Annotated in this window: 17 protein-coding genes and 1 tRNA gene; 7 read left to right on the forward strand and 11 right to left on the reverse strand. The window is 73.5% G+C overall.

Annotated features, from left to right (window positions below):
* Positions 1-303 (reverse strand): ClpX C4-type zinc finger protein (locus HGB44_RS02220; RefSeq protein ID WP_325096928.1); only part of this gene is annotated, 303 nt, incomplete at its 3' end.
* Between the two features lie 311 nt (positions 304-614).
* Here HGB44_RS02220 and HGB44_RS02225 point away from each other — a divergent pair.
* The 3 genes from HGB44_RS02225 to HGB44_RS02235 are packed head-to-tail and all read left to right on the forward strand — an operon-like array spanning position 615 to position 3,888.
* Complete coding sequence (locus HGB44_RS02225) at positions 615-1,700, forward strand: AAA family ATPase (protein WP_061083682.1); 1,086 nt, start codon at positions 615-617, stop codon at positions 1,698-1,700.
* The gene (locus HGB44_RS02230) at positions 1,697-3,121 is read left to right on the forward strand and encodes a vWA domain-containing protein (protein WP_061083681.1); all 1,425 of its coding nucleotides are present in this window, start codon (positions 1,697-1,699) and stop codon (positions 3,119-3,121) included. The genes HGB44_RS02225 and HGB44_RS02230 overlap by 4 nt, the downstream gene beginning before the upstream one ends.
* Positions 3,118-3,888, forward strand: a complete 771-nt coding sequence (locus HGB44_RS02235) for a hypothetical protein (protein ID WP_061083680.1) — start codon at positions 3,118-3,120, stop codon at positions 3,886-3,888. The genes HGB44_RS02230 and HGB44_RS02235 overlap by 4 nt, the downstream gene beginning before the upstream one ends.
* A gap of 22 nt (positions 3,889-3,910) precedes the next feature.
* Here the strand turns inward: HGB44_RS02235 and HGB44_RS02240 are convergent, their stop codons facing one another.
* The 4 genes from HGB44_RS02240 to HGB44_RS02255 all read right to left on the reverse strand — a co-directional run bounded on the left by HGB44_RS02240 (position 3,911) and on the right by HGB44_RS02255 (position 9,656).
* Complete coding sequence (locus HGB44_RS02240) at positions 3,911-4,993, reverse strand: TetR/AcrR family transcriptional regulator (RefSeq protein WP_061083679.1); 1,083 nt, start codon at positions 4,991-4,993, stop codon at positions 3,911-3,913.
* 192 nt (positions 4,994-5,185) lie between these two features.
* Positions 5,186-5,704, reverse strand: coding sequence for a 3'-5' exoribonuclease (locus tag HGB44_RS02245; RefSeq protein WP_061083678.1), 519 nt, complete (start codon positions 5,702-5,704; stop codon positions 5,186-5,188).
* A 431-nt stretch (positions 5,705-6,135) separates the two neighbouring features.
* The gene (locus HGB44_RS02250) at positions 6,136-7,809 is read right to left on the reverse strand and encodes a hypothetical protein (protein WP_061083677.1); all 1,674 of its coding nucleotides are present in this window, start codon (positions 7,807-7,809) and stop codon (positions 6,136-6,138) included.
* Positions 7,810-8,099: 290 nt separating this feature from the next.
* Complete coding sequence (locus HGB44_RS02255; RefSeq protein WP_061083676.1) at positions 8,100-9,656, reverse strand: polysaccharide lyase family 1 protein; 1,557 nt, start codon at positions 9,654-9,656, stop codon at positions 8,100-8,102.
* Between the two features lie 368 nt (positions 9,657-10,024).
* On the opposite strand from HGB44_RS02255, the gene HGB44_RS02260 reads away from it, so the two are divergent.
* Together HGB44_RS02260 and HGB44_RS02265 are read left to right on the forward strand one after the other, a co-directional pair.
* Positions 10,025-10,456, forward strand: coding sequence for a hypothetical protein (locus HGB44_RS02260; RefSeq protein ID WP_061080054.1), 432 nt, complete (start codon positions 10,025-10,027; stop codon positions 10,454-10,456).
* Complete coding sequence (locus HGB44_RS02265) at positions 10,453-10,776, forward strand: winged helix-turn-helix domain-containing protein (protein ID WP_061080053.1); 324 nt, start codon at positions 10,453-10,455, stop codon at positions 10,774-10,776. Before HGB44_RS02260 ends, HGB44_RS02265 begins: the two co-directional genes overlap by 4 nt.
* A 551-nt stretch (positions 10,777-11,327) precedes the next feature.
* On the opposite strand, the gene HGB44_RS02270 is transcribed toward HGB44_RS02265, so the two are convergent.
* The 4 genes from HGB44_RS02270 to HGB44_RS02285 form a co-directional block, all read right to left on the reverse strand.
* Positions 11,328-11,401, reverse strand: a tRNA-Val gene (locus HGB44_RS02270).
* 51 nt (positions 11,402-11,452) lie between these two features.
* Positions 11,453-11,905 carry a peroxiredoxin gene (locus HGB44_RS02275; RefSeq protein WP_061080052.1) on the reverse strand — a complete coding sequence of 151 codons (453 nt, stop codon included), beginning with the start codon at positions 11,903-11,905 and terminating at the stop codon, positions 11,453-11,455.
* A 93-nt stretch (positions 11,906-11,998) separates the two neighbouring features.
* On the reverse strand, positions 11,999-12,424 hold the full coding sequence (locus HGB44_RS02280) for a DUF3052 domain-containing protein (RefSeq protein WP_061080051.1): 426 nt from the start codon (positions 12,422-12,424) through the stop codon (positions 11,999-12,001).
* A gap of 169 nt (positions 12,425-12,593) precedes the next feature.
* On the reverse strand, positions 12,594-13,001 hold the full coding sequence (locus HGB44_RS02285) for a secondary thiamine-phosphate synthase enzyme YjbQ (RefSeq protein ID WP_061080050.1): 408 nt from the start codon (positions 12,999-13,001) through the stop codon (positions 12,594-12,596).
* A gap of 128 nt (positions 13,002-13,129) precedes the next feature.
* Here HGB44_RS02285 and HGB44_RS02290 point away from each other — a divergent pair, with 128 nt between their 5' ends.
* Positions 13,130-14,782, forward strand: a complete 1,653-nt coding sequence (locus tag HGB44_RS02290; RefSeq protein WP_061080049.1) for an alkaline phosphatase D family protein — start codon at positions 13,130-13,132, stop codon at positions 14,780-14,782.
* A 97-nt stretch (positions 14,783-14,879) separates the two neighbouring features.
* Here HGB44_RS02290 and HGB44_RS02295 read toward each other — a convergent pair whose 3' ends face one another.
* Both HGB44_RS02295 and HGB44_RS02300 read right to left on the reverse strand, forming a co-directional pair.
* On the reverse strand, positions 14,880-15,923 hold the full coding sequence (locus HGB44_RS02295; protein WP_061080048.1) for a hypothetical protein: 1,044 nt from the start codon (positions 15,921-15,923) through the stop codon (positions 14,880-14,882).
* Positions 15,924-16,232: 309 nt separating this feature from the next.
* On the reverse strand, positions 16,233-17,495 hold the full coding sequence (locus HGB44_RS02300) for a PucR family transcriptional regulator (RefSeq protein WP_061080047.1): 1,263 nt from the start codon (positions 17,493-17,495) through the stop codon (positions 16,233-16,235).
* Positions 17,496-17,737: 242 nt separating this feature from the next.
* On the opposite strand from HGB44_RS02300, the gene HGB44_RS02305 reads away from it, so the two are divergent.
* Positions 17,738-18,715: an ACP S-malonyltransferase gene (locus HGB44_RS02305; protein WP_061080046.1), complete on the forward strand. Its 978-nt coding sequence runs from the start codon at positions 17,738-17,740 to the stop codon at positions 18,713-18,715.
* Positions 18,716-18,717 lie beyond the last annotated feature (2 nt).

The following is an 18,717-nucleotide window of genomic DNA, read 5'->3' on the forward strand; positions in this document are numbered from 1 at the left end:
CTCCGAACGCACCCGCTTGTAGTGGTTGTACACCGCCACCGACAACGCCTTCTTGGCCTGCTCCTGACCGATCACGTACGAGTCCAGGAACTCGTAGATCTCCCGAGGCTTGGGCAGGGAATCCCAGTCGGCCTCCGAGGGGAGGACGCCCTCCTCCTCTTCCATGATCTCGTTGCACAGGCCGACGCACTCGTCACAGATACAGATGTGACCGGGCCCGGCGATGAGGCGGCGGACCTGGCTCTGGTCCTTGCCGCAGAACGAGCACTTGAGCAGGGGCCCACTGGCACCGGTGCGTGTCACTAGAAACGTTCTCCTCACACGGGCAGCGCCCGGGTGGTTCGGCGGGGTCGCCCCCCGAGGCCAGATGATCTCAACATCCGGATTCTCACGGTAGCTCCTGCCGGGACGGGCCGCAAAGCAGGACCGCGTCGCATCCGCACCCGAAGGCGTGCCGCGGCCCTTCTCCCGCCACACCGCCCGCCAGTCAACTTCGATTGACTTTTCCTCCGAGTCAACCTACGTTGACTCATGGGGGCACGACCCTCCCTCACCGGCGGGACGCGCGCACCACGCGCCGCTCCGCCCTGCCCGCGCACCCTCCGGAGGACCAGATGACGTCCCGTTCCGCCGTCCGCACGGCACTCGCGCTCGCCGTCCGCGCCGACCTGCCCGTCCTGTTGTGGGGCGCGCCGGGGACCGGCAAGACCTCCGCGGTGACGGCGCTGGGCCGCGCGCTGGAGCTTCCCGTGGAGGTGGTGGTGGGCTCCATCCGCGAACCCAGTGACTTCTCCGGGCTGCCCGTCGTCCGCGACGACGGCACCTGGTTCGCTCCCCCGCGCTGGGCCGAGCGCCTGTCCGCGCTGGGCTCGGGCCTGCTCTTCCTCGACGAGCTGACCACCGCGCCCCCTGCGGTCCAGGCGGCCATGCTGCGCGTGGTGCTCGAACGCGCCGTGGGAGACCTCACCCTGCCCGAGGGGGTGCGCGTGGTCGCCGCGGCCAATCCGCCCGGGCTGGCCGCCGACGGCTGGGAGCTGTCCGCACCCCTGGCCAACCGGCTCGTCCACCTGGACTGGGAGGTCAGCGCCGCCGACGTGGCCGATGGCTTCGTCCGCGGCTTCGCCTCCGGGCCGCACCGACCCGAGCCGCCGGGCCCCGCGCGCGTGGCCGCCGCCCGGGCGACCGTGGGCGCGTTCCTGCGGGTGCGCCCCGAACTCGTGCTCTCGGTCCCCGGCTCCCCCGAGCGCTCCGGTCGCGGCTGGCCGAGTCCGCGCAGCTGGGAGATGGCGGCGGTGGCCCTCGCGGCGGGCCGGGCCAACCCCGGCACGGAACAGGCCGTGGCCGCCCTGGTGGTCGGGGCGGTGGGCGAGGCCGCGGGTTTCGAGGCGCTCTCGTGGCTGCGCACCCTGGACCTGCCCTCCCCCGAGGAACTGCTCGCCGATCCCGCCACCGCGCTGCCCGACCGCGCGGACCGGCTGTACGCCCTGCTCGGCGCGCTGGCCGCGCACGTGGTCGCCGACGGGGGTGCCGAGGCCTGGGAGCGGTCCTGGGAGGTCGTGGCCCGGGTGGCGCGGACCGTCCCGGACGTGGCGGCGACCGCGGCGCGCACCCTGGCGGCCGGGCGGCCGGAGGGCGCGGCCACACCCCGGGCGCTGCTCGACCTGGCCCCGGTCCTGCGTTCGGCGGGGATGCTGCCGTGAGCGCGCGCGACCCGCGGGACCCGACCCTGGACCGGTTCGCGTCGGCACGGCTGTGGGCGGCCGCCCGCGCCCCGTACCTGGCGCACGCGCTGTTCGCGCTCACCCCGGTCGTCCTGGAGCCGCGCCTGGACGAGGAGACCGGTGAGCCGGTGGCCGACCCGGACCTTCGGGCGCTGCCCGCCGACACCCGGTGGAACGTCCACCTGGACCCCGGCACGGTGGCCACGGCCCCGGTGGAGGAGCTGGGCTGGTGGCTGCTGCACGGGATCGGACACCTGGTCCGCCGCCACGCGGACCGGTCCCCGGCCGCCGCTGGATCCGCACCGGGGTCCGCGCCGGGTCCGGGCCCCGGTCAGGCGGCCGGCGGGGACGGGGGCTCCGAGCGGGAAGCGCGCCTGTGGAACCGGGCCGCGGACGCCGAGGTCAACGACGACCTGGAGGCCGACGGGCTACCCGTCCCGGACGGGGTGCTCTCTCCGCGCGCGCTGGGCCTGCCGGAGGGGCGGTTGGCCGAGGAGTACGTGTCGCTGATCGAGGTGCTGGAGGAGGCCCACTCCCGGGGCGGGCGGGGCGTCGCCGACCCGGTGGACTGCGGCGGCGCCGTCCACGGGACGCTGGGGCGGCTGGCGTCGGCGGGGGGCTCCAGCGGCCTGGACCCCCTGGAACGGGACCTGCTGGAGCTGACGCTGGCCAGGGAGATCACGGCCCGGGCCGCCGCGCGGACCGGGGTTCCGGGCGGGTGGCTGCGGTGGGCGCGGGAGCGGCTGCGTCCGTCGGTGGACTGGCGGGCCCGGCTGGGCTCGGTCGTGCGGCGGGGCGCGCACCGGGCGGCGGGCCGGACGGACTTCTCCTACCGGCGCCCCTCGCGCCGCCCCGGACCGCGGCTGCCCGGCGGGACGGCGGTACTGCCGTCGATGGTCGCCCCGGCTCCGGAGGTGGCCGTGGTGGTGGACACCTCCGGCAGTGTCCCGGATCCGGTGCTGGAGGTGTTCCTGACCGAGGCAGCCGCCGTGCTCGCCCGGGTCTGCGGCCCCGGCCAACGGATGCGGGTGGTCTGCTGCGACCTGCGCGCCCACCCCGTGCAGACGGTGCGCCGGGCACGGGAGATCCGGCTGGTCGGGGGCGGGGGCACCGATCTGCGTGAGGGGATCGCGGCGGCGGTGGCGACGCGTCCCCGTCCTGACCTGCTGCTGGTGCTCACCGACGGACACACCCCCTGGCCGGGCGAGCGCCCGCCGGTGCCGGTCGCGGTCGGGTTGGTCGGCGGCCCGGCCGGGCCGCCGCCACCGCCGGAGTGGGCCCACGTGGTGCCCCTGCCCGCCGACCCGCGACACGAAGGAACGGTTGCCGGTGTCCACGGCACGGCGCCGCCCACGAACCCGGGCCCCGGCGGGGGCCCTGACGAACGGAGGAGACCATGAACGTCGCGTTCGACGACCACGAGCCCGGACCCGAGGACCTGCACCTGTGGACCGCACGCGGTTTCACCGTGGCGGACGCCCGGCGATGGATCGACGCCGGGTTCGTGCTGGACACCGCCGAGCGCTGGCGCGGCAGCGGCGTGTACCGGCCCGGCCCCGCCCTGGAGTGGCGCTCGGCCGGGATGACCCCCTACACGGTCCGCCCCATGCTCCGCGCGGGGATGACCCCGAAGGACGCCGTGCGCTGGCACGAGTTGGGCTACTCCCCCGCCGATGCGGCCGAACGGCACCTGGCGGGCGAGCGTCCCCGGCCCCGGCGGCTGTTGGGTGCCCTGTTGCCGGTGCGGCGCGCCCCCGGCCTGGACCTGAGCGAGGGACAGGCCCAGACCATGGACGCCCTGCTGTCGGCGGGGGTGCCCGCGGCGACCGCGCGCGCCTACCTGGACACGGGCTGGGACGGGACCGACGCCGTGCCGTGGGCCCGCGCGGGGGTGGACCCCGCGCAGGCCCGGGTGTACCGGGCGATCGGGTTCTCCCCCCGGGAGGGCGCGGCGCTGGCCGGGGACGGCCGCGACGCGTTGGCGCTCATGTGCGAGTGGTGGGACGCGGGCGTGCCCCGCGGGGAGGTCGCGGCCTGGGCGGTGGCGGGGTTCGGCTCGGCCGAGGCGGCGCGCGCCCGCGCGGAGGGTGCGGACCCGGAGGGTGCGCGGGTGCTGCGCGCCCTGGGCGGTCGGCCCCCGGCACCGGAGGAGGAGCCCGACCGGTGACGGGGCCTCCTGACCCGGCCGTCTACCGGCAGCCCGCCTTCGCGCCGAGGCCCGCGGCGACGGCGTGACCCGCTCCGCGGGCGTCGGAACGGGCGGTGATCCGGCCGTCGGCGACGCGGACGGCGGTCTCGGTGGCGTCGCCGACCACGGGCACGCCCGCCGCGGCGGCGATCTCACCGGAGGCGTCGAACACCACACGCAGGCGCGGCCAGGCCCGCTCGGGGAAGGCCTGGCGCAGACAGCCGCACAGGTCGGCCACGGCCAGCCGCGCGAGCGGGGTCAGCTCGTCCGGGTCCTCGGTGACCACCACGGCGGTCACCGAGGACCCCGCGGGCGCGGAGCGCAGCGCCTCCTCCGCGGCTTCGAGGCGGTGCGTGCCCAGGACCGCCACGACCCCGTCCTCGGCCAGGGACACGGCGCGCCTGCGGACCGCGTCGAAGGCCTCCGGCGGCGACCACTCCTCGTCGGCGGGCAGGGCCTGGCGCACGTGCGCCAGGTGGGGCGGTGGCCAGGAGTCCTCCAGGTCCAGGTCGGCCAGGCTCTCGCAGGCGCGCACCACCGTGAAGGGGTCCGCGAAGCCGGGAGCGACCCCGGCCAGTTGGCCGGTCCCGTACAGGGTGGTGAGCACGGTCCCGGCCACCCGCACCCGGCGCCGGCCGGGGTCGGACGGGGGTTCCAGCGCCTCCAGGGACAGGCCGAGCAGGAGCGCGTTCAACCGCATGAGCTGGGCGAAGGCGGCCCGGACCGGTTCGTCGGAGAGGACCTCGGGTGGAAGCGCCGTCCCGGTCAGCGGGGACTCGCCGGTGGTGGGGAGCCGGGAGGCCCAGGCGCGGGCGAGCGCGCCCAGCGCCGTGCGGGCGGTGTGCCCGGGTTCGGGACGGGCGGCCTGGGCGGAGCGCTCGGCGGCGTCGGCCAGCACCGACAGGTACAGGGCGCGTTTGCCGGGGAAGTTGGAGTAGACCGCGCCCCGGGTGAGGTCGACCCGTTCGGCGATACGGTCGACCTTGGCGTCGCGGAAGCCGTACTCGGCGAACTCCTCCCCGGCCGCGGACAGCACGCGCGCCCGGTTGCGGGCCTGGCGTTGCGCCCTGGTGAGCCGGACCATCGTGTTCCCCTCGCTTCGGCGTCCACCCATCCTACGGCGGGATGCCCCGGGCACCCGGGTACCGGGGAAATCCCGATGCCCCGGGCATCCGAACGCGGGCTGGGGCCGCCTCCGCGACCGGGCCGCCGCCGGGGACCGGGCCGCCACGGCTGGCCGGGTTCCGGAGAAGGACCCCCGGCAGGGCGCCGCAGGTCAGAAGCGCTCCTCCAGCCACCGCGCGCGCCGCATCAGGTGGCGGGCGTCGGCGAGGGCGTGGTGCAGTCCCGACTTCTGGGGCGGAAGCCTCGGGTCCCCGAGCCGGACCGCCTCCTGTTTGAGGTCGTGGGTGAGGAAGGGCACCTCGCGCGGCATCTCCCTGGGCGTTCCCCACAGCTGGCACAGCAGCACGTGGTCGTAGGAGCCGTGCCACGCCCACAGCTGCGGTTCGGGGGTGGCGCGGAGGAACTCGTGCACCATGCGCGCGATCTCCCCGCGGGTGCGCACGTGCGGGTGGCCGGTGTCCAGGACGGAGCCCTCCGGTCCGCCGCGCAGCGGCAGCTGCGGCCAGACGTGCTCGGACAGCCACGGGTGCGAGCGAACGAGGTCCTCGTCGAACTCGGAGCTGACCGCGTACAGCTCGCGGCCGTCCTCGGCCACCATGCCGATACTGACCAGGACCAGCGGGTGCTCCGGCCCCCGCTCGACGAACTCGGTGTCGTAGTACACGCGCATGCGCGCTCCCCTCCGGGCGGCCGGACGGGCGGGTGCGCCCGCGCCGCGTGGAGTCCGGCCCGTCGGACACGGTCGCACACGCGCGGGCTCCGCGTCAGCCGGTTTCCCGCCTCCGTTCGGCGGCCCGACCGCTCGGGGAGCAGGTCCACCTGTCGCGCGCCGAGTACGAGTTACCTCGCCGCCTCACGGACAACACGGGCCGGATGCTCTCCGGGAGCAGGTCATCGGCCACGTGCGGTGCCCGGACCGCAACGGCGGCTCCCATATCGTCGCTACCTGCCGCACACGCCCAACGTGCTGGGGCCCAACGCCGTCCACACGCCCCCGGAGGGCTTCGGTTACACCAGGCGGGACCACCCCGGGGAGGCGACCGCGGCGCACGGCCGGAGACGGCCCGCCGGGCACCGCGGCACGACGCGCCCGGTTACGGTTCACACCGGTGGCGTCCAACCGAGCCTGCGACGCAGCCAGGCGGGGGTGTCCTCCACCTCGCGGGGGAAGTGGAGGGCGTCCAGGGCGTAGCTGAGATCTCCCGGAGCGAGGCCGAAGGCGGGCTCGGTGTCGTAGTCGTAACGGACCCGGAACCGACCGGGCCGCTCAATGACGTACTCAAGGCCGAACCACGTGCCCTTGCCCGAAACGTACATGCCCTCCCGCAACCCGGACAGGATGTGGCGCAGCCGGGAAGGGGTGCGCAGTGGTGTCTGCGCGCCGGACCCGTCGACCTCCCGCAGGTCCAGGCTCGTGTACGAGACCAGGGACCAGCAGGACAGACGGATCTCGTGCCAGTCCTCACCCGCGGCCCTCAGGATCTCCTGGCCGGCTTCGACCAGGAGGTCCTGCTGCTCTTCCCGGGACATCGGGGTCAGGGTGACGCTCGGTGCCCCGCCCGGTTCCACGGCGGGCACGAGCCCGCACATGCGGGTCTCCTCCGAGGCCAGACGGGACCAGTCCGGACGCCAGCGCGGTTCACGCCCGTCCAACTCCTCCATGACCGACCGGGCCCAGACACGTCCGTCCATCGGATCGCGCGGAGCATGCCAGTGCGGCCAGTGGTCGTAGGCGCGTTCGACCTCGACCGCCCCGGCCGTGACGACCATCCTGAGAAAGAACCACCGACCGTGTTCGGGGTGGGCCTCGGCCTCACGAAGGGCGCGTAGCAAGGACCCCGCCTCCACGCCCCCGAAGACCGTCTCTCCCGACTCCTTGGTGATCCTCCACCCCCCGGTAACGCCGTAGGTGAGCGTGGTGCTCGTTCCCGCGTCGAGGGCGTTGGCCCGGATCCAGTCCGCGACGTCGTCCAGGGCACCGCTCGGCGCGGGGGTCGGGCGCTCCGCCTCCCGCCCTCGACGCATCGCGTCGCCGACCAGCAGTCCCCACTCGGGTTCGCCAAGGCTTGCCGGTCGGGACCTCTCGGGCCTGCTCCGCCCCGCCCGCATCGTGGGGCGCTCCGTCCCGGGCAGCAGTCCGCCGTCCCGGGCGGTCGCCAGTACGGCCCCCGCGTCGGGTTCCGTGGTCCCGGTGAGGTCGAGGAGCGCCTCCACCCGGGTCTTGTCGAGGCTGCCGGACTCCGCGTCGAGCACCACGCGCCGGGCCGTCTCCCTCGCCGCGGCCCGGAGCTCCCCATGCGGACGTCGGCCGGGCAGGAGGCAGTCCAGCATCTGCTCCACCGTGCCGTCGAGGGAGGACGTCTTGGACAGGACCGCTTCCAGCCCGTCATCCTCCAGGTCGTCGGGGTAGGGCGTGCGCGCCCACGCACCGTCCCACCAGTAGACGAACGCGACGCACTCGGCGGCCTCCAGCTCTGCGATCCAGGTCCAGGGCAGCCACACGGGGGCGTCCTGGAGAAGGTCGAAGGGGCGCGACACGTAGTCGAGGGTCTCGCTGAACTCGTGGTCATAGCCGACCAGGACGGCCCGGTCCCCCTCGACCCACGCCAGGCGCCAGGTGTTCCCGCCCCCGTCGTCGTAGAGCAGGGACTGGCCCTCGAACGACAGGAGGCCACTACGCCGGGAGACGCCCAGAGCGGCCAGGGCCGCGCCGCGGGCCCACAGCACATGGGGAGGGGGAAGGTCGTCGGGGCGTCCGGGCCGGTGGAACTTCACGAGGGCTCTTCCTGGCGGAGTCGTCTCTGGGAAGAGGCGGGGCGGCCTCTCCCCAGGAGGCTACGGTGCCCCTCGGACGCGTCCGGGCGAGGGGGCCGCGCCGAGGAGCCCGCGTCCGGACAGCGCACCGAGGCCGTTCCGAAACGGAGCGGTCCGCGACCGAGGCGGCACCAGCGGCCCGTTTGCGGCGTCGACACCGGAAACGGCCGGTCCGTCCGAACGAATCGGGCGGACCGGCCTGTGTCCGGTCGGCTCAGGTGCTCTCGGCCGGACCGGTTACGGGTCGGCGGCTAGCCGGCGTAGGTCTCGAACTCGGCGACGCGCGGCGTGCCGTTCGAGCTGGTGATCTCGAAGTTGATCTTGCGCAGCGTCGTCGGGCCGACGTTGATGACACCCGCTCCGCTTCCGGTGGCCAGGACGTCACCGGTGTCGTGGTCGACGACCCGCCAGGAGCCGATGTTGCCCTCGGCTCCGGCGGCCTCGCGGATGTTGATCGTGGACACCGTGGTGTCGGAGTCCCACTTGACCGAGATGCGACCGGTCGAACCGCTCGGCGACCAGTAGGTGCCCATGTCGCCGTCGACGACGTTGCCGTAGCTGGTGCCGCTGGCCTTGCCGGAGCCGTCGGCTCCGGCCCCGGCGCTGAGGTTGGTCCCCTCCGGCGGGTCGGTCGGGTCGGGGTCCGGCGGGTCGGTCGGGTCGGGGTCCGGCGGGTCGGTCGGGTCGGGGTCCGGCGGGTTCTCCGCCTCGCAGTTGCCGTCCGAGACCTGGTTGCCCTTGTTCGCGCCCGCGATCTGGCCCAGCATCCCCGGCACGCATCCGGCGTCGTCGAGTTCGTAGGAGTAGGGGATGCTCACCGACGTGGTGGACTCGGGGTTGGGCCCGGCGGGGTAGTTCTCGTCGCCCTGGCTGGACCAGGTCACGTTGTCGAAGACGTTGCCGCCGACCTCCCAGGTGCCCCTCTCGTCGGTGTAGAAGGTGCCCAGGACGTCCTTGGAGTCCTCGAAGTAGTTGTTCTCCACCTTCGCCCTGGCGCCGGCACGGGAGTTGATGCCGGACTCGTGGATCTCCGTGTAGTGGTTGTTGTACATGTGGCCTACGCCACCGCGCAGCAGGGGTGCGCGCGAGTCCAGGTTCTCGAACCGGTTGTGGTGGTACGTGACGTAACCGTTCGAGCGGTCGCTCTCACTGGACCCGACCAGGCCGCCGCGGCCGGAGTTGCGCAGGATGCTGTAGGAGAGGGTGACGTACTGGGTGTTGTTCTTCATGTCGAAGAGGCCGTCGTAGCCCTCCGACTCCCCGCCCGACGCCTCCAGGGTGACGTGGTCGACCCAGACGTTGCGGACTCCGCTCTCCATGCCGATGGCGTCGCCGCCGTTGGACGTGGGCGAGCCGGACTTCTTGACGTTCCGGACGGTCACGTTCTGGATGATGATGTTGCTGGACTCGCGGATGTGGATGCCCAGCTGGTCGAACACGGCTCCGCTGCCGGTGCCGACGATCGTGACGTTGCTGATGTTCTTGAGCTCGATCACGTCGTCTGCGGTGTCACAGCTGTCGCCCGACACCTTGGAGGTGTTGCCGTGGTTGATGGTCCCCTGGACCTCGATGATGATCGGGGTGCTGGCGCTGGACCGGCTGCACAGGGCCTCGTGGATCTGGGTCCCTGTCGTGGCCCGCACCGTCTGTCCGCCCGCGCCGCCGGTGGTCCCGCCGTTCTGGGTCGCGTAACCCGTGGCGCTGCCGGTCTGCGCGGCCGCCGAGGACATCGGCAGGGCCAGACCGGCCGCCACCACCGCCGAGGCGGCCAGCGTCGACAGGAGCCGACGCGTGGTTGATCTTCTCACCGCTTGCCTTTCCAGTAGGGATGAGTACTGGGGTGTCCCAACTCACATTAGAGAAAGCGCTTTCCATGTCAAGGGGGTTAATGCAAACGCTTGCAGGAGGGACAAGTGTTGCTACAGCATTACAAGCTCGTGAACTGCGGACTTACTGGCAGCGGCGAAAAAATTGGGATCGAGTCCCTCAAAGCATGCAACCGGTTGGTGCACCCCACCGACCGCACCGCAGGGCTGGAAGGCCTTCCCCGACCGTCCCCGGGCCGCCCCGACGACTCCCCCGCCCCCTCGCGGTCCGGACCGTCTCACCTACACGCCTGCGCAAGCACTTCATGAGCCATGAAGTGCTTCACGGACTTCGATACCGATGGGGGGCCATGGACGGACACGATCGCGAGTCGGCCCAGCGGACCACCACCGAGGCGGCGCGTCTGCGCGAACACGCGACCGCCGCCGGACGCTGGTACGGCGGGTACCTGCTGTTCCTGGGTGTGGCCTCGGCGGGGCTGCTCATCCTCACCGACGCGGCCTCTCCCGACGGCTTCGGTCAGGGTCTGGCCGCCGGCGGATGGTTCGTGACCGTCATGCTGGTCTCCGTGTGGGCCCAGCGGCGCAGGGCGTTCCCGGCGGGCGCGGCCCGGGCGACGGCGCTGGCGAACGCGGTGTGGTTCGGTTCCTACCTCGTGGTCGTCGGCCCGCTGGTGCGGTGGCGGTACCAGGACTCGCCGCTGGCGTGGGCCCCCGCCGCGGCCGCGATGTCGATGCCCTTCGCCGCGGCCGCCCTGCTCGTGGGGAGGACCGGGCGATGAACCACCCGCGCCGCGACCTGGATCCGGTGCTCCAGTCGGCGGTACGGTTCTCCATCGTCGCCGTCCTGGTCCCGCTGGAGGGAGCGGAGTTCTCCTACGTGCGCGACACCGTGGAGGTCAGCGACTCCTCGCTCTCGCAGCACGCGACGGCCCTGGAGAAGGCCGGGTACATGAAGGTGGCGAAGGCGCAGGTGGGGCAGCGGGCCGGGACCTGGCTCAGCCTCACCCCGGACGGCAAGCGGGCGTTCGAGCGCCACCTCGCCCTGTTGAACGAGATCGCCTCCTACACCCCGGCCCAGGACGCCTCCCGCTCCGAGTGAGCCGGCGCCGCGACCCTCCGCGCCGATCACCGTCGGCACGAGCACGCGGCCCCGGCCGCAGGGGGGTGCCCCCGGGGGGGGTCGGGGGGGCTCCCCCCGGGAAACACGAAGGACGCCCCGGCGAGGCGGCCGAAGGCCACCGAGCAGGGTCGTCCAGGGTGGACCCTGGGCAACCCAACCACAACCCACGAGGCGCAACCTCGCGTTGTGAGAGAGTGCCCCGCCCACCTCACCGATCAGCGCGACCCCGACCAGAGGGGGGTACCTCGGGGGGTTCGGGGGGTCTCCCCCCGGGAAACACGAAGGACGACCCGGCGAGGCGGCCGAAGGCCACCGAACAGGGTCGTCCCGAGTCCGTGGACCCTGGGCAACCCAACTACAACCCACGAGGCGCAGCCTCGCGTTGTGAGAGAGTGCCCCGCCCACCTCACCGATCGACGCGCCCCCGACCACAGGGGGGTGCCCCGGGGGGTTCGGGGGGTCTCCCCCCGGGAAACACGAAGGACGACCCGGCGAGGCGGCCGAAGGCCGCCGAGCAGGGTCGTCCAGGGTGGGCGCGAAGGGACTCGAACCCCTGACCTATTGCTTGTAAGGCAATTGCTCTAACCAACTGAGCTACGCGCCCGTGCGTCGGACGAGATCATACCGCTTCGCCGGAATCGCCGCGCCTGGGTTCTCAGGCCAGCTCGCGCAGCCGCCGCAGGTACTCGTCCACGTCGCGGGGCTCGGAGAACCCCGTGAGGGTGGACCAGCGCACGACGCCCCCGGCGTCGATCAGGAAGGTCCCCCGCCGCGCGGTGCCCCGCTTGGGGTCGAACACCCCGTAGGCCCGGGCCACGCCGCCGTGCGGCCAGAAGTCCGACAGCAGGGGGAACGGGAAGCCCTCCCGGTCGGACCAGGTGCGCAGGGCGAAGACGGAGTCCACCGACACCGCCAGGACCTCGGCGCCGAGCCCGGCGAACTCGGGGTGGCGCGCGCTCAGCTCGGCGAGCTCTCCCGAGCACACGCCCGAGAAGGCCAGCGGGTAGAAGACCAGCAGGACGGGGCGGCCCCGCACCGGTGAGGTGTCCTGGCCGTACTGGTCCTGGAGGGTGAAGTCGGGCGCGGGGGCGCCCACGGGGGCGGTCATGGTTCCCTTTCGTCGGCGGGCACTCCTCAGCGCCGCGCGCCCGCCTCCGGGACGCGCGGCACCGGATGCCTCACCCTTCGCGGGTGATGTCCGTCACCGCTTGGGAACGACCAGGCGCGTACCCGACCAGTCGGCGCCGATGCTGACTGCGCTGGTCTGGGAGAGGCCCGACGTCGACGCGGCCTCGGCGACCTCGTTGGGGGACACGTGCAGGTCACGCCCCGCCTTGGGCGTGAGCACCAGGATGGTCCCGCCGTCGGCGATGGTGGTCACCGTGTCCATCAGCGCGTCGGTGAGGTCCTCCTCCTCGTCGGACCGCCACCACAGCAGTGCCGCGTCGACGTCGCCGTCGTAGTCCTCGTCGACCAGCTCCTCACCGGTGAGTTCGGTGATGGATGCGCGCAGGTTCTCGTCGACGTCGTCGTCGAAGCCGAATTCCTGCACCACCTGACCCGGCTTGAATCCGAGTCGGTCAGCCAAGCCGCGTTCGCTCTGTGCCTGGCCCGCGGTCGCGCTCACGAAAGTTCTCCTCCACAGATGGTTTTTCTCAATCTTGCCTGCACGAAGCAGTTGTCACAACGATGCCGGGCTGTTTGCGCGCCCGTCACGTGGGTCCGCTGACCATCGCTGATGGCCTAGTTCACACGCTAGCGGCATGTTCCGTCAACGCGCTGCCAAACCTTCGCCGTCAGGACGAGAGGTAGGACAGGCGCACCCTCCGGTCGGGGTTGTCCACGTTGAGGTCCACCACGGCGATGGACTGCCACGTGCCCAGTTCGAGTCTTCCGCCGACGACCGGGACGGTGGTCTGGGGTGCGACGAAGGCGGGCATCACGTGCGACCTGCCGTGACCCCGCGAGCCGTGCCTGTGCCGCCACCGGTCGTCGGCGGGCAGCAGGTCGGCCAGTGAGGCGAGGAGGTCGTCGTCGGACCCCGCCCCGAGTTCGATGATCGCCACACCCGCCGTGGCGTGCGGGACGAAGACGTTGAGCAGTCCGTCCCCTCCGGTCTCGGCCACGAAGTCGCCGCACTGGCGGGTGATGTCGGTGACGCTCTCCGATCCACCGGTGTGCAGCTCCAGGATCTGTGTCCTCATAGCGCCACCTTCGCGCAGGCGCGGCGCTCGTGCAACCATCCCGGTCCCGGCTGTGGATGGCGCTCGGCCCCGCGAGGGTCCATACTCGTCCCCCACATGTGCGAACCTGGTCGAAGGGAGGCGAAACGGTGACTGCTTCTTTACTTCTGGGGCCCCTGCTCAGGCACCCGGGGGAGACCAGCGCCACGGTGTGGGTGGAGACGGACGCCCCCTGTGCCGTGCGTGTCGTGGTCGACGGCGCCGTCGAGGCGACCGCGCGGACCTTCACCGTGCACGGCCACCACTACGCCGTCTGCACGGTCGGGGGGCTGGCCCGGGGCGCGCGCCTGCCCTACGAGGTGTTCCTGGACGAGGACCGGGTCTGGCCGGAGCCGGACAGCCCCTTCCCGCCCAGCACCGTGCGCACCGTGGACCCGGAGGCGCCCACGCGGCTGCTGTACGGGTCCTGTCACACGCCCACCCACGACTCCCCCGAGGGCGTGGTCCGCTACGGCCCCGACATGCTGCGCGCCACGGCCCGGCGGCTGGCCCGCGAACCGGTCGGGGGCAACCTGGCGCTGCTGCTCATCGGCGACCAGGTCTACGCCGACGAGGTGCAGGAGTCGATGCTCGCGTTCCTGCGCGATCGGCGCGCACGCGGGAGCGCCGACGACGACCCCGACGACGAGGTCGTCTACTACGACGAGTACGCCGAGCTGTACCGGCAGGCCTGGAGCGACCCGCAGGTGCGGTGGCTGCTGTCCACCGTGCCGACCCTGATGGTCTTCGACGACCACGACGTCCGCGACGACTGGAACACCTCGGCCGCCTGGCGGCGCGCCATGGACCGGCGGCCCTGGTGGCGCAGGCGCATCACCAGCGGCCTGGGCTCCTACTGGGTGTACCAGCACCTGGGCAACCTCTCCGAACAGGAGAGGGACGGGGACCGGCTGTGGAAGCGGGTGCGCGACGCCGACGGCGACGCCGGGGACCTGGTCGACGCCTTCGCCTGGCAGGCCCACAGCGAGCCGTCGAGCTACCAGTGGGGGCACCGCCACGACTTCGGCGGGGTCCGGCTGGTAATGGTCGACACCCGCTGCTCCCGCGCCCTGGGCGAGGGCGACCCCTCCGACGGGTCCAGGTCGATCCTGGGACCCCAGGGCCACGACTGGCTGGACGGGCACCTGGCCGGCGGACCGGACCACGTCGTGGTCGCCTCGACCGTCCCGGTGCTGCTGCCCCCGGCCGTGCACCGGTTGGAGGCCTGGAACGAGGCGGTGTGCGCGGGCGCCTGGGGGCGGTGGCTGAGCGGGCCCGCCGAACGGCTGCGCCAGGACATCGACCTGGAGCACTGGGCCGCCTTCCAGTACTCCTTCCGCCGCCTGTCCGACGCCGTGGGGGAGCTGGCGCGGGGCGAGCGGGGCCCGGAACCCGCCACCGTGTTGTTCCTGGGCGGGGACGTGCACTTCTCCTACCTGGCGCGCGCCCGTCACCGCGGGGGCGGCACGAGCCGGGTGACCCAGCTGGTCTCCTCCCCGCTGTGCAACCAGGCCCCGACGAGCATGCGCCGCATGGTCCGGCTGTCGGTGAGCCGCCCGCTGCGTGCGATCGGGTGGCTGCTGACGCGGCTGGCGCGGGTCCCCGAACCCGATCTGAGCTGGGACCTGGGGTCGGCCCCCTACTTCGGCAACACCCTGGGCGAGGTCGACTTCGACGGGCGCGGGGCTCGGGCCTCCTGGTACCACTGCGCCCGGGGCGGGGGCGACGCGCTGCCCGACGTGCGCATGTCCGCGGACCTCTGATCCCCTGGCCCCGTGTCCGGCCTCCCGTCCGGGGCGGGCGCGCAACGCCGCCGGGGGCGCCGCGGGTCAGGGCTGACCGGCGGCGCCCCCGGACGGGTCAGGGCTTGTTGGGCGTCGGGCGCCGACTGGGCTGGGCACCGCGCCTCGGCTTGCGCACCGAGAGCCCGAGGGCACCGCTGCCCTGCTCCAGGATGTGGCGGGCCCGGTTCACCGTGCCGCGGGGCGTGCGGGCGGGGGCGGCCTCCGCCCTGGCGTCGTCCTCCCCGTCGTCCTCGGCCCTGGCGTCCCCGTCCAGGTGGGGCATCGCCCGGGTCGGCCGGACCTCCCCGCCGGACTCCCCGTCCCCCGACGGGGCGCCCAGGTGCGGCAGGACCTCGGTCGGCTTCTCCTCGTCTGCGCCCGGGGACGCCTCCGGGCGCCCGGGCTCCAGGTGCGGGAGCACGTCGGTGGCCTCCTGGTCCACCGGCCGGATGGGCCGGGTGCGCTCCGTGGCGGCCGGATCGGCGGCGGTGTCGCGCACCTGCTCGTTCTCCTCGCGCACGGCTTCCTTCCAGGCCCGCTCCTCCTCCGACTTGCGCCGGTCCTGCCGGGCGTTCTCGGCCTGCCAGGAGCGCCAGTTGCGCACCGCGGGGGTGATGACCGGCCAGGTCACCTTCGCCGGGCGCGACAGCGCGTGCCACAGGTAGGCGGTGGTGCCCCACGCCTCCATGGCCCGGCGCGCCTTGGTGATGGTGAAGAAGGTGGGCAGGGCCAGCAGCAGCTGCGGCCAGGCCAGCGCCAGCGCGGCGAACAGCGGGTACATGCCCCCGCCGATCACCGACGCGGCCGCGCCGATCACCACCGGGACCAGGGCCAGCGTGATGCGCAGCCCGGTGAACTGGCGGAAGCGGTGCAGCGAGCGGCGCGCGGAGACCTGCGGTACCAGCCCCTCGGGAAGGGGTGTGGGCTGCACGACCAGCGCGAGCAGCATCGTTCCCACGCCCACGCTGGCGGCCAGCAGTATCGTCCACCCCGAGGCGGCCAGTTCGCCGCCGACCAGCAGGTAGACCACGCCCAGCACGGGCAGCGGCGCGGGGATCCAGAACAGCGCCCGTCTGCGCAGCTCACCCTCCTGAGTGGGCGCGAGAACGTAATCGATCATCGGACGGAAGAGCCGGGACCCTATCCTCGGTCGCTCGACCACAGCGTTGACCCCCCAAGAACGTCGTGACGGGGCGGTGCGGGGACCTCCGCCCGAGGATGACGCAGCCTCAACGGTCCCGTCGGCAACCCGCCCACCACAAAGCTATCCCTTTTCATGTGGTCCCCGGGCGTACACAACCAGTTACCGACATACCCGGCTCTGGTGAAACTTCCATAAGGGGACGGACAACGCAGGCAACGATCGGGGCACACGGCGGGTTCCCGCCGCCGTACCGTGACCGGAACCGGCCGTCCCCGCCCGCGGGGGTCAGGCGTCGTGGGTCCGCGCGAGCCGCCCGAGGGCGACCGCCACGCGCAGGACGAAGGAGCCGCGCCCGTCGGAGGGCGTGCGCCCGGTGAGCTCGGCGATGCGGCTGAGCCGGTAGCGGACCGTGTTGGGGTGCACGAACAGCATCCGCGCGGTGGCCTCCAGCGACGATGCGTGCTCCAGGTACACCGACAGCGTGTCCAGCAGGGGCGACCCCGCGCCCAGCAGGGGCACGTACACCTCCTCGACCAGCTGCCTGCGGGCCTCGGCCTCGCCCTGGAGCGCGCGCTCGGGCAGCAGGTCGTCGGCGAGCACCGGGCGCGGCGCGTCCGGCCAGGCCACGGCGGCCCGCAGCCCGTTGACCGCGGCGCGCAGCGAGGCCCCCGCGGCCCGCAGGTCCGGAACGGCCGGCCCCACCACCACCGGGCCCGAACCGAAGAGCCCGGCCAGCGGTTCGGCCGCGGCCGCAGGCAGGTCCTCCGCCGGGTAGCGGTCCCCCACCCCGATCACCACGACCACGCGGCGACCCTGCATCCCGGCCAGCACGTCGTGACCGAGGCGGCGCGCGGCCGAGCGCAGGTCGTCCAGGACCTTGCCGCCGTCGTCTTCTCCGACCTCCCCGACCACCGCGACGACCGGGGTGTGCGACCAGCTCAGCGCCGACCCCCAGGTCTGGAGGCCGTCCTCCTGGTCGCCGTGCAGCAGGGCGTCGACGATCAGGGCCTCCAGGCGCGCGTCCCACGCGCCCCGCGCCTCGGCGGCGCGCGCGTAGACCTTCGCGGAGCTGAAGGCCACCTCGCGCGTGTAGCGCAGCACGGCCTCGCGCAGCTGCTGGGCGCCGCCGGGGGCGGCCAGCTCCTCCACCTGGCCCTCGACCACGTCGATGACCACGCGGATCATGTCGACGGTCTGCTGGAGGGAGACCGAGCGCGTGAGCTCGCGCGGCGCGGTGCCGAAGACCTCGACGGTGATGGCCGGACGGCCGCGCACCGGGTTGCGGAACCAGTCGACGAAGGCGGCCACCCCGGACTGGGCGACCAGGCCGATCCACGAGCGGTCCTCGGCCGACATCCGGCGGAACCAGCCGAGGCGCTGTTCCATGCGCGCCACGGCGGCCGTGCCGAGCGCGCCCATGGAGCGCTCCAGGCGGCGCACGGTCTCGGCTCGGACGCGTTCCTGCTCCGTGGGAACGGACATGTCCGCGCCCTCCGGGGCTGCCGCGGTGCCCTGGTCGTCCGGGGTCTGGTGGGATTCGGTGTTCACCTCTCCAGGTTCGCATCCCGCGGCACCCGCCCGGCGGGCCGCCCCGCGTCCGCGGCGGACGGGGACCGTTGGCGTGAGCGGGCGCGCGCGCAGCGTACCGTCGAAGGGTGACCTCTCCCACCGGTTCCGGGCCCGTGGACGCACGTTCGGCACCGTTTTGTGGAGTCCCAACAAACGGTGTCGAGTAAGTTCGTGCTCCTCCCCCTCTGACCGGTGATCTTCTACAGGGCAAGGTTGATGTCGTGCTTGTAATCGTTGCTCCCGGCCAAGGCGCCCAGGTTCCCGGCTTCCTCTCCCCGTGGCTCGAACTGCCCGGTGTCCCCGCGCAGGTCGAGGCGTGGTCCGAGGTGGCCGGGCTGGACCTGGCGCGCTACGGCACCACCGCGGACGCGGACGAGATCCGCGACACAGCGGTCGCCCAACCCCTGCTGGTCGGGGCCGGCCTCATCGCGGCCTCCGCCGTGCTCGGCCCCCTGTCCGCCCCCTCCCCCGCGCTGCCCGCCGAGGGCGCCCTGCTGGACGCCGTCGCCGGTCACAGCGTCGGTGAGTTCACGGCGGCCGCGATCGCCGGGGTCCTGTCCCCCAAGGACGCCCTGGGGTTGATCGCCGAACGCGGCCGGGGCATGGCCGACGCCGCGGCGCGGACGGAGACCGGGATGACCGCCGTGCTCGGCGGCGACCGCGAGCAGGTGCTCGCGGCGATCGCCGCCGCCGGGCTGACCGCGGCCAACGACAACGGCTCCGGCCAGATCGTGGCCGCCGGTACCACCGCGCAGCTCGCGGCCTTCGCCGAGAACCCGCCCGAGCGGGCGCGACTGCGCTCCCTGCCGGTCGCGGGCGCCTTCCACACCGAGCACATGGCCCCGGCCGTGGAGCGGGTGCGGGCGGCCGCGGCCCCCCTGTCCCCCTCCGACCCCACGGTGCGCCTGCTCTCCAACGCCGACGGCGCCGTGGTCGAGAGCGGAGCCGAGTACCTGGAGCGCCTCATCAGCCAGGTCTCCTCCCCGGTCCGCTGGGACGCGTGCACGCAGACCCTGGCCGACCTGGGTGTGACCGCGATGATCGAGCTCACCCCGGCGGGGACGCTCACCGGCCTGGCCAAGCGCGCGCTGCGCGGGGTCGAACTCCTCGCGGTCAAGACCCCCGACGATCTCGACCGCGCCGGCGCCCTCGTCAAGGAGCACGCCGGGAACCCCGCGGCCACCGACCAGGAAGGCTAACC

This window comes from Nocardiopsis alborubida (assembly GCF_012396365.1).
GTDB lineage: Bacteria > Actinomycetota > Actinomycetes > Streptosporangiales > Streptosporangiaceae > Nocardiopsis > Nocardiopsis alborubida.

Coding starts and splice junctions, on each gene's coding strand:
- HGB44_RS02295 (WP_061080048.1), bottom strand. CDS start 15,923: ATGATCGATTACGTTCTCGCGCCCACTCAGGAGGGTGAGCTGCGCAGA.
- HGB44_RS02265 (WP_061080053.1), top strand. CDS start 10,453: ATGAACCACCCGCGCCGCGACCTGGATCCGGTGCTCCAGTCGGCGGTA.
- HGB44_RS02240 (WP_061083679.1), bottom strand. CDS start 4,993: ATGGTCCGGCTCACCAGGGCGCAACGCCAGGCCCGCAACCGGGCGCGC.
- HGB44_RS02285 (WP_061080050.1), bottom strand. CDS start 13,001: ATGAGGACACAGATCCTGGAGCTGCACACCGGTGGATCGGAGAGCGTC.
- HGB44_RS02235 (WP_061083680.1), top strand. CDS start 3,118: ATGAACGTCGCGTTCGACGACCACGAGCCCGGACCCGAGGACCTGCAC.
- HGB44_RS02225 (WP_061083682.1), top strand. CDS start 615: ATGACGTCCCGTTCCGCCGTCCGCACGGCACTCGCGCTCGCCGTCCGC.
- HGB44_RS02275 (WP_061080052.1), bottom strand. CDS start 11,905: ATGACCGCCCCCGTGGGCGCCCCCGCGCCCGACTTCACCCTCCAGGAC.
- HGB44_RS02245 (WP_061083678.1), bottom strand. CDS start 5,704: ATGCGCGTGTACTACGACACCGAGTTCGTCGAGCGGGGGCCGGAGCAC.
- HGB44_RS02260 (WP_061080054.1), top strand. CDS start 10,025: ATGGACGGACACGATCGCGAGTCGGCCCAGCGGACCACCACCGAGGCG.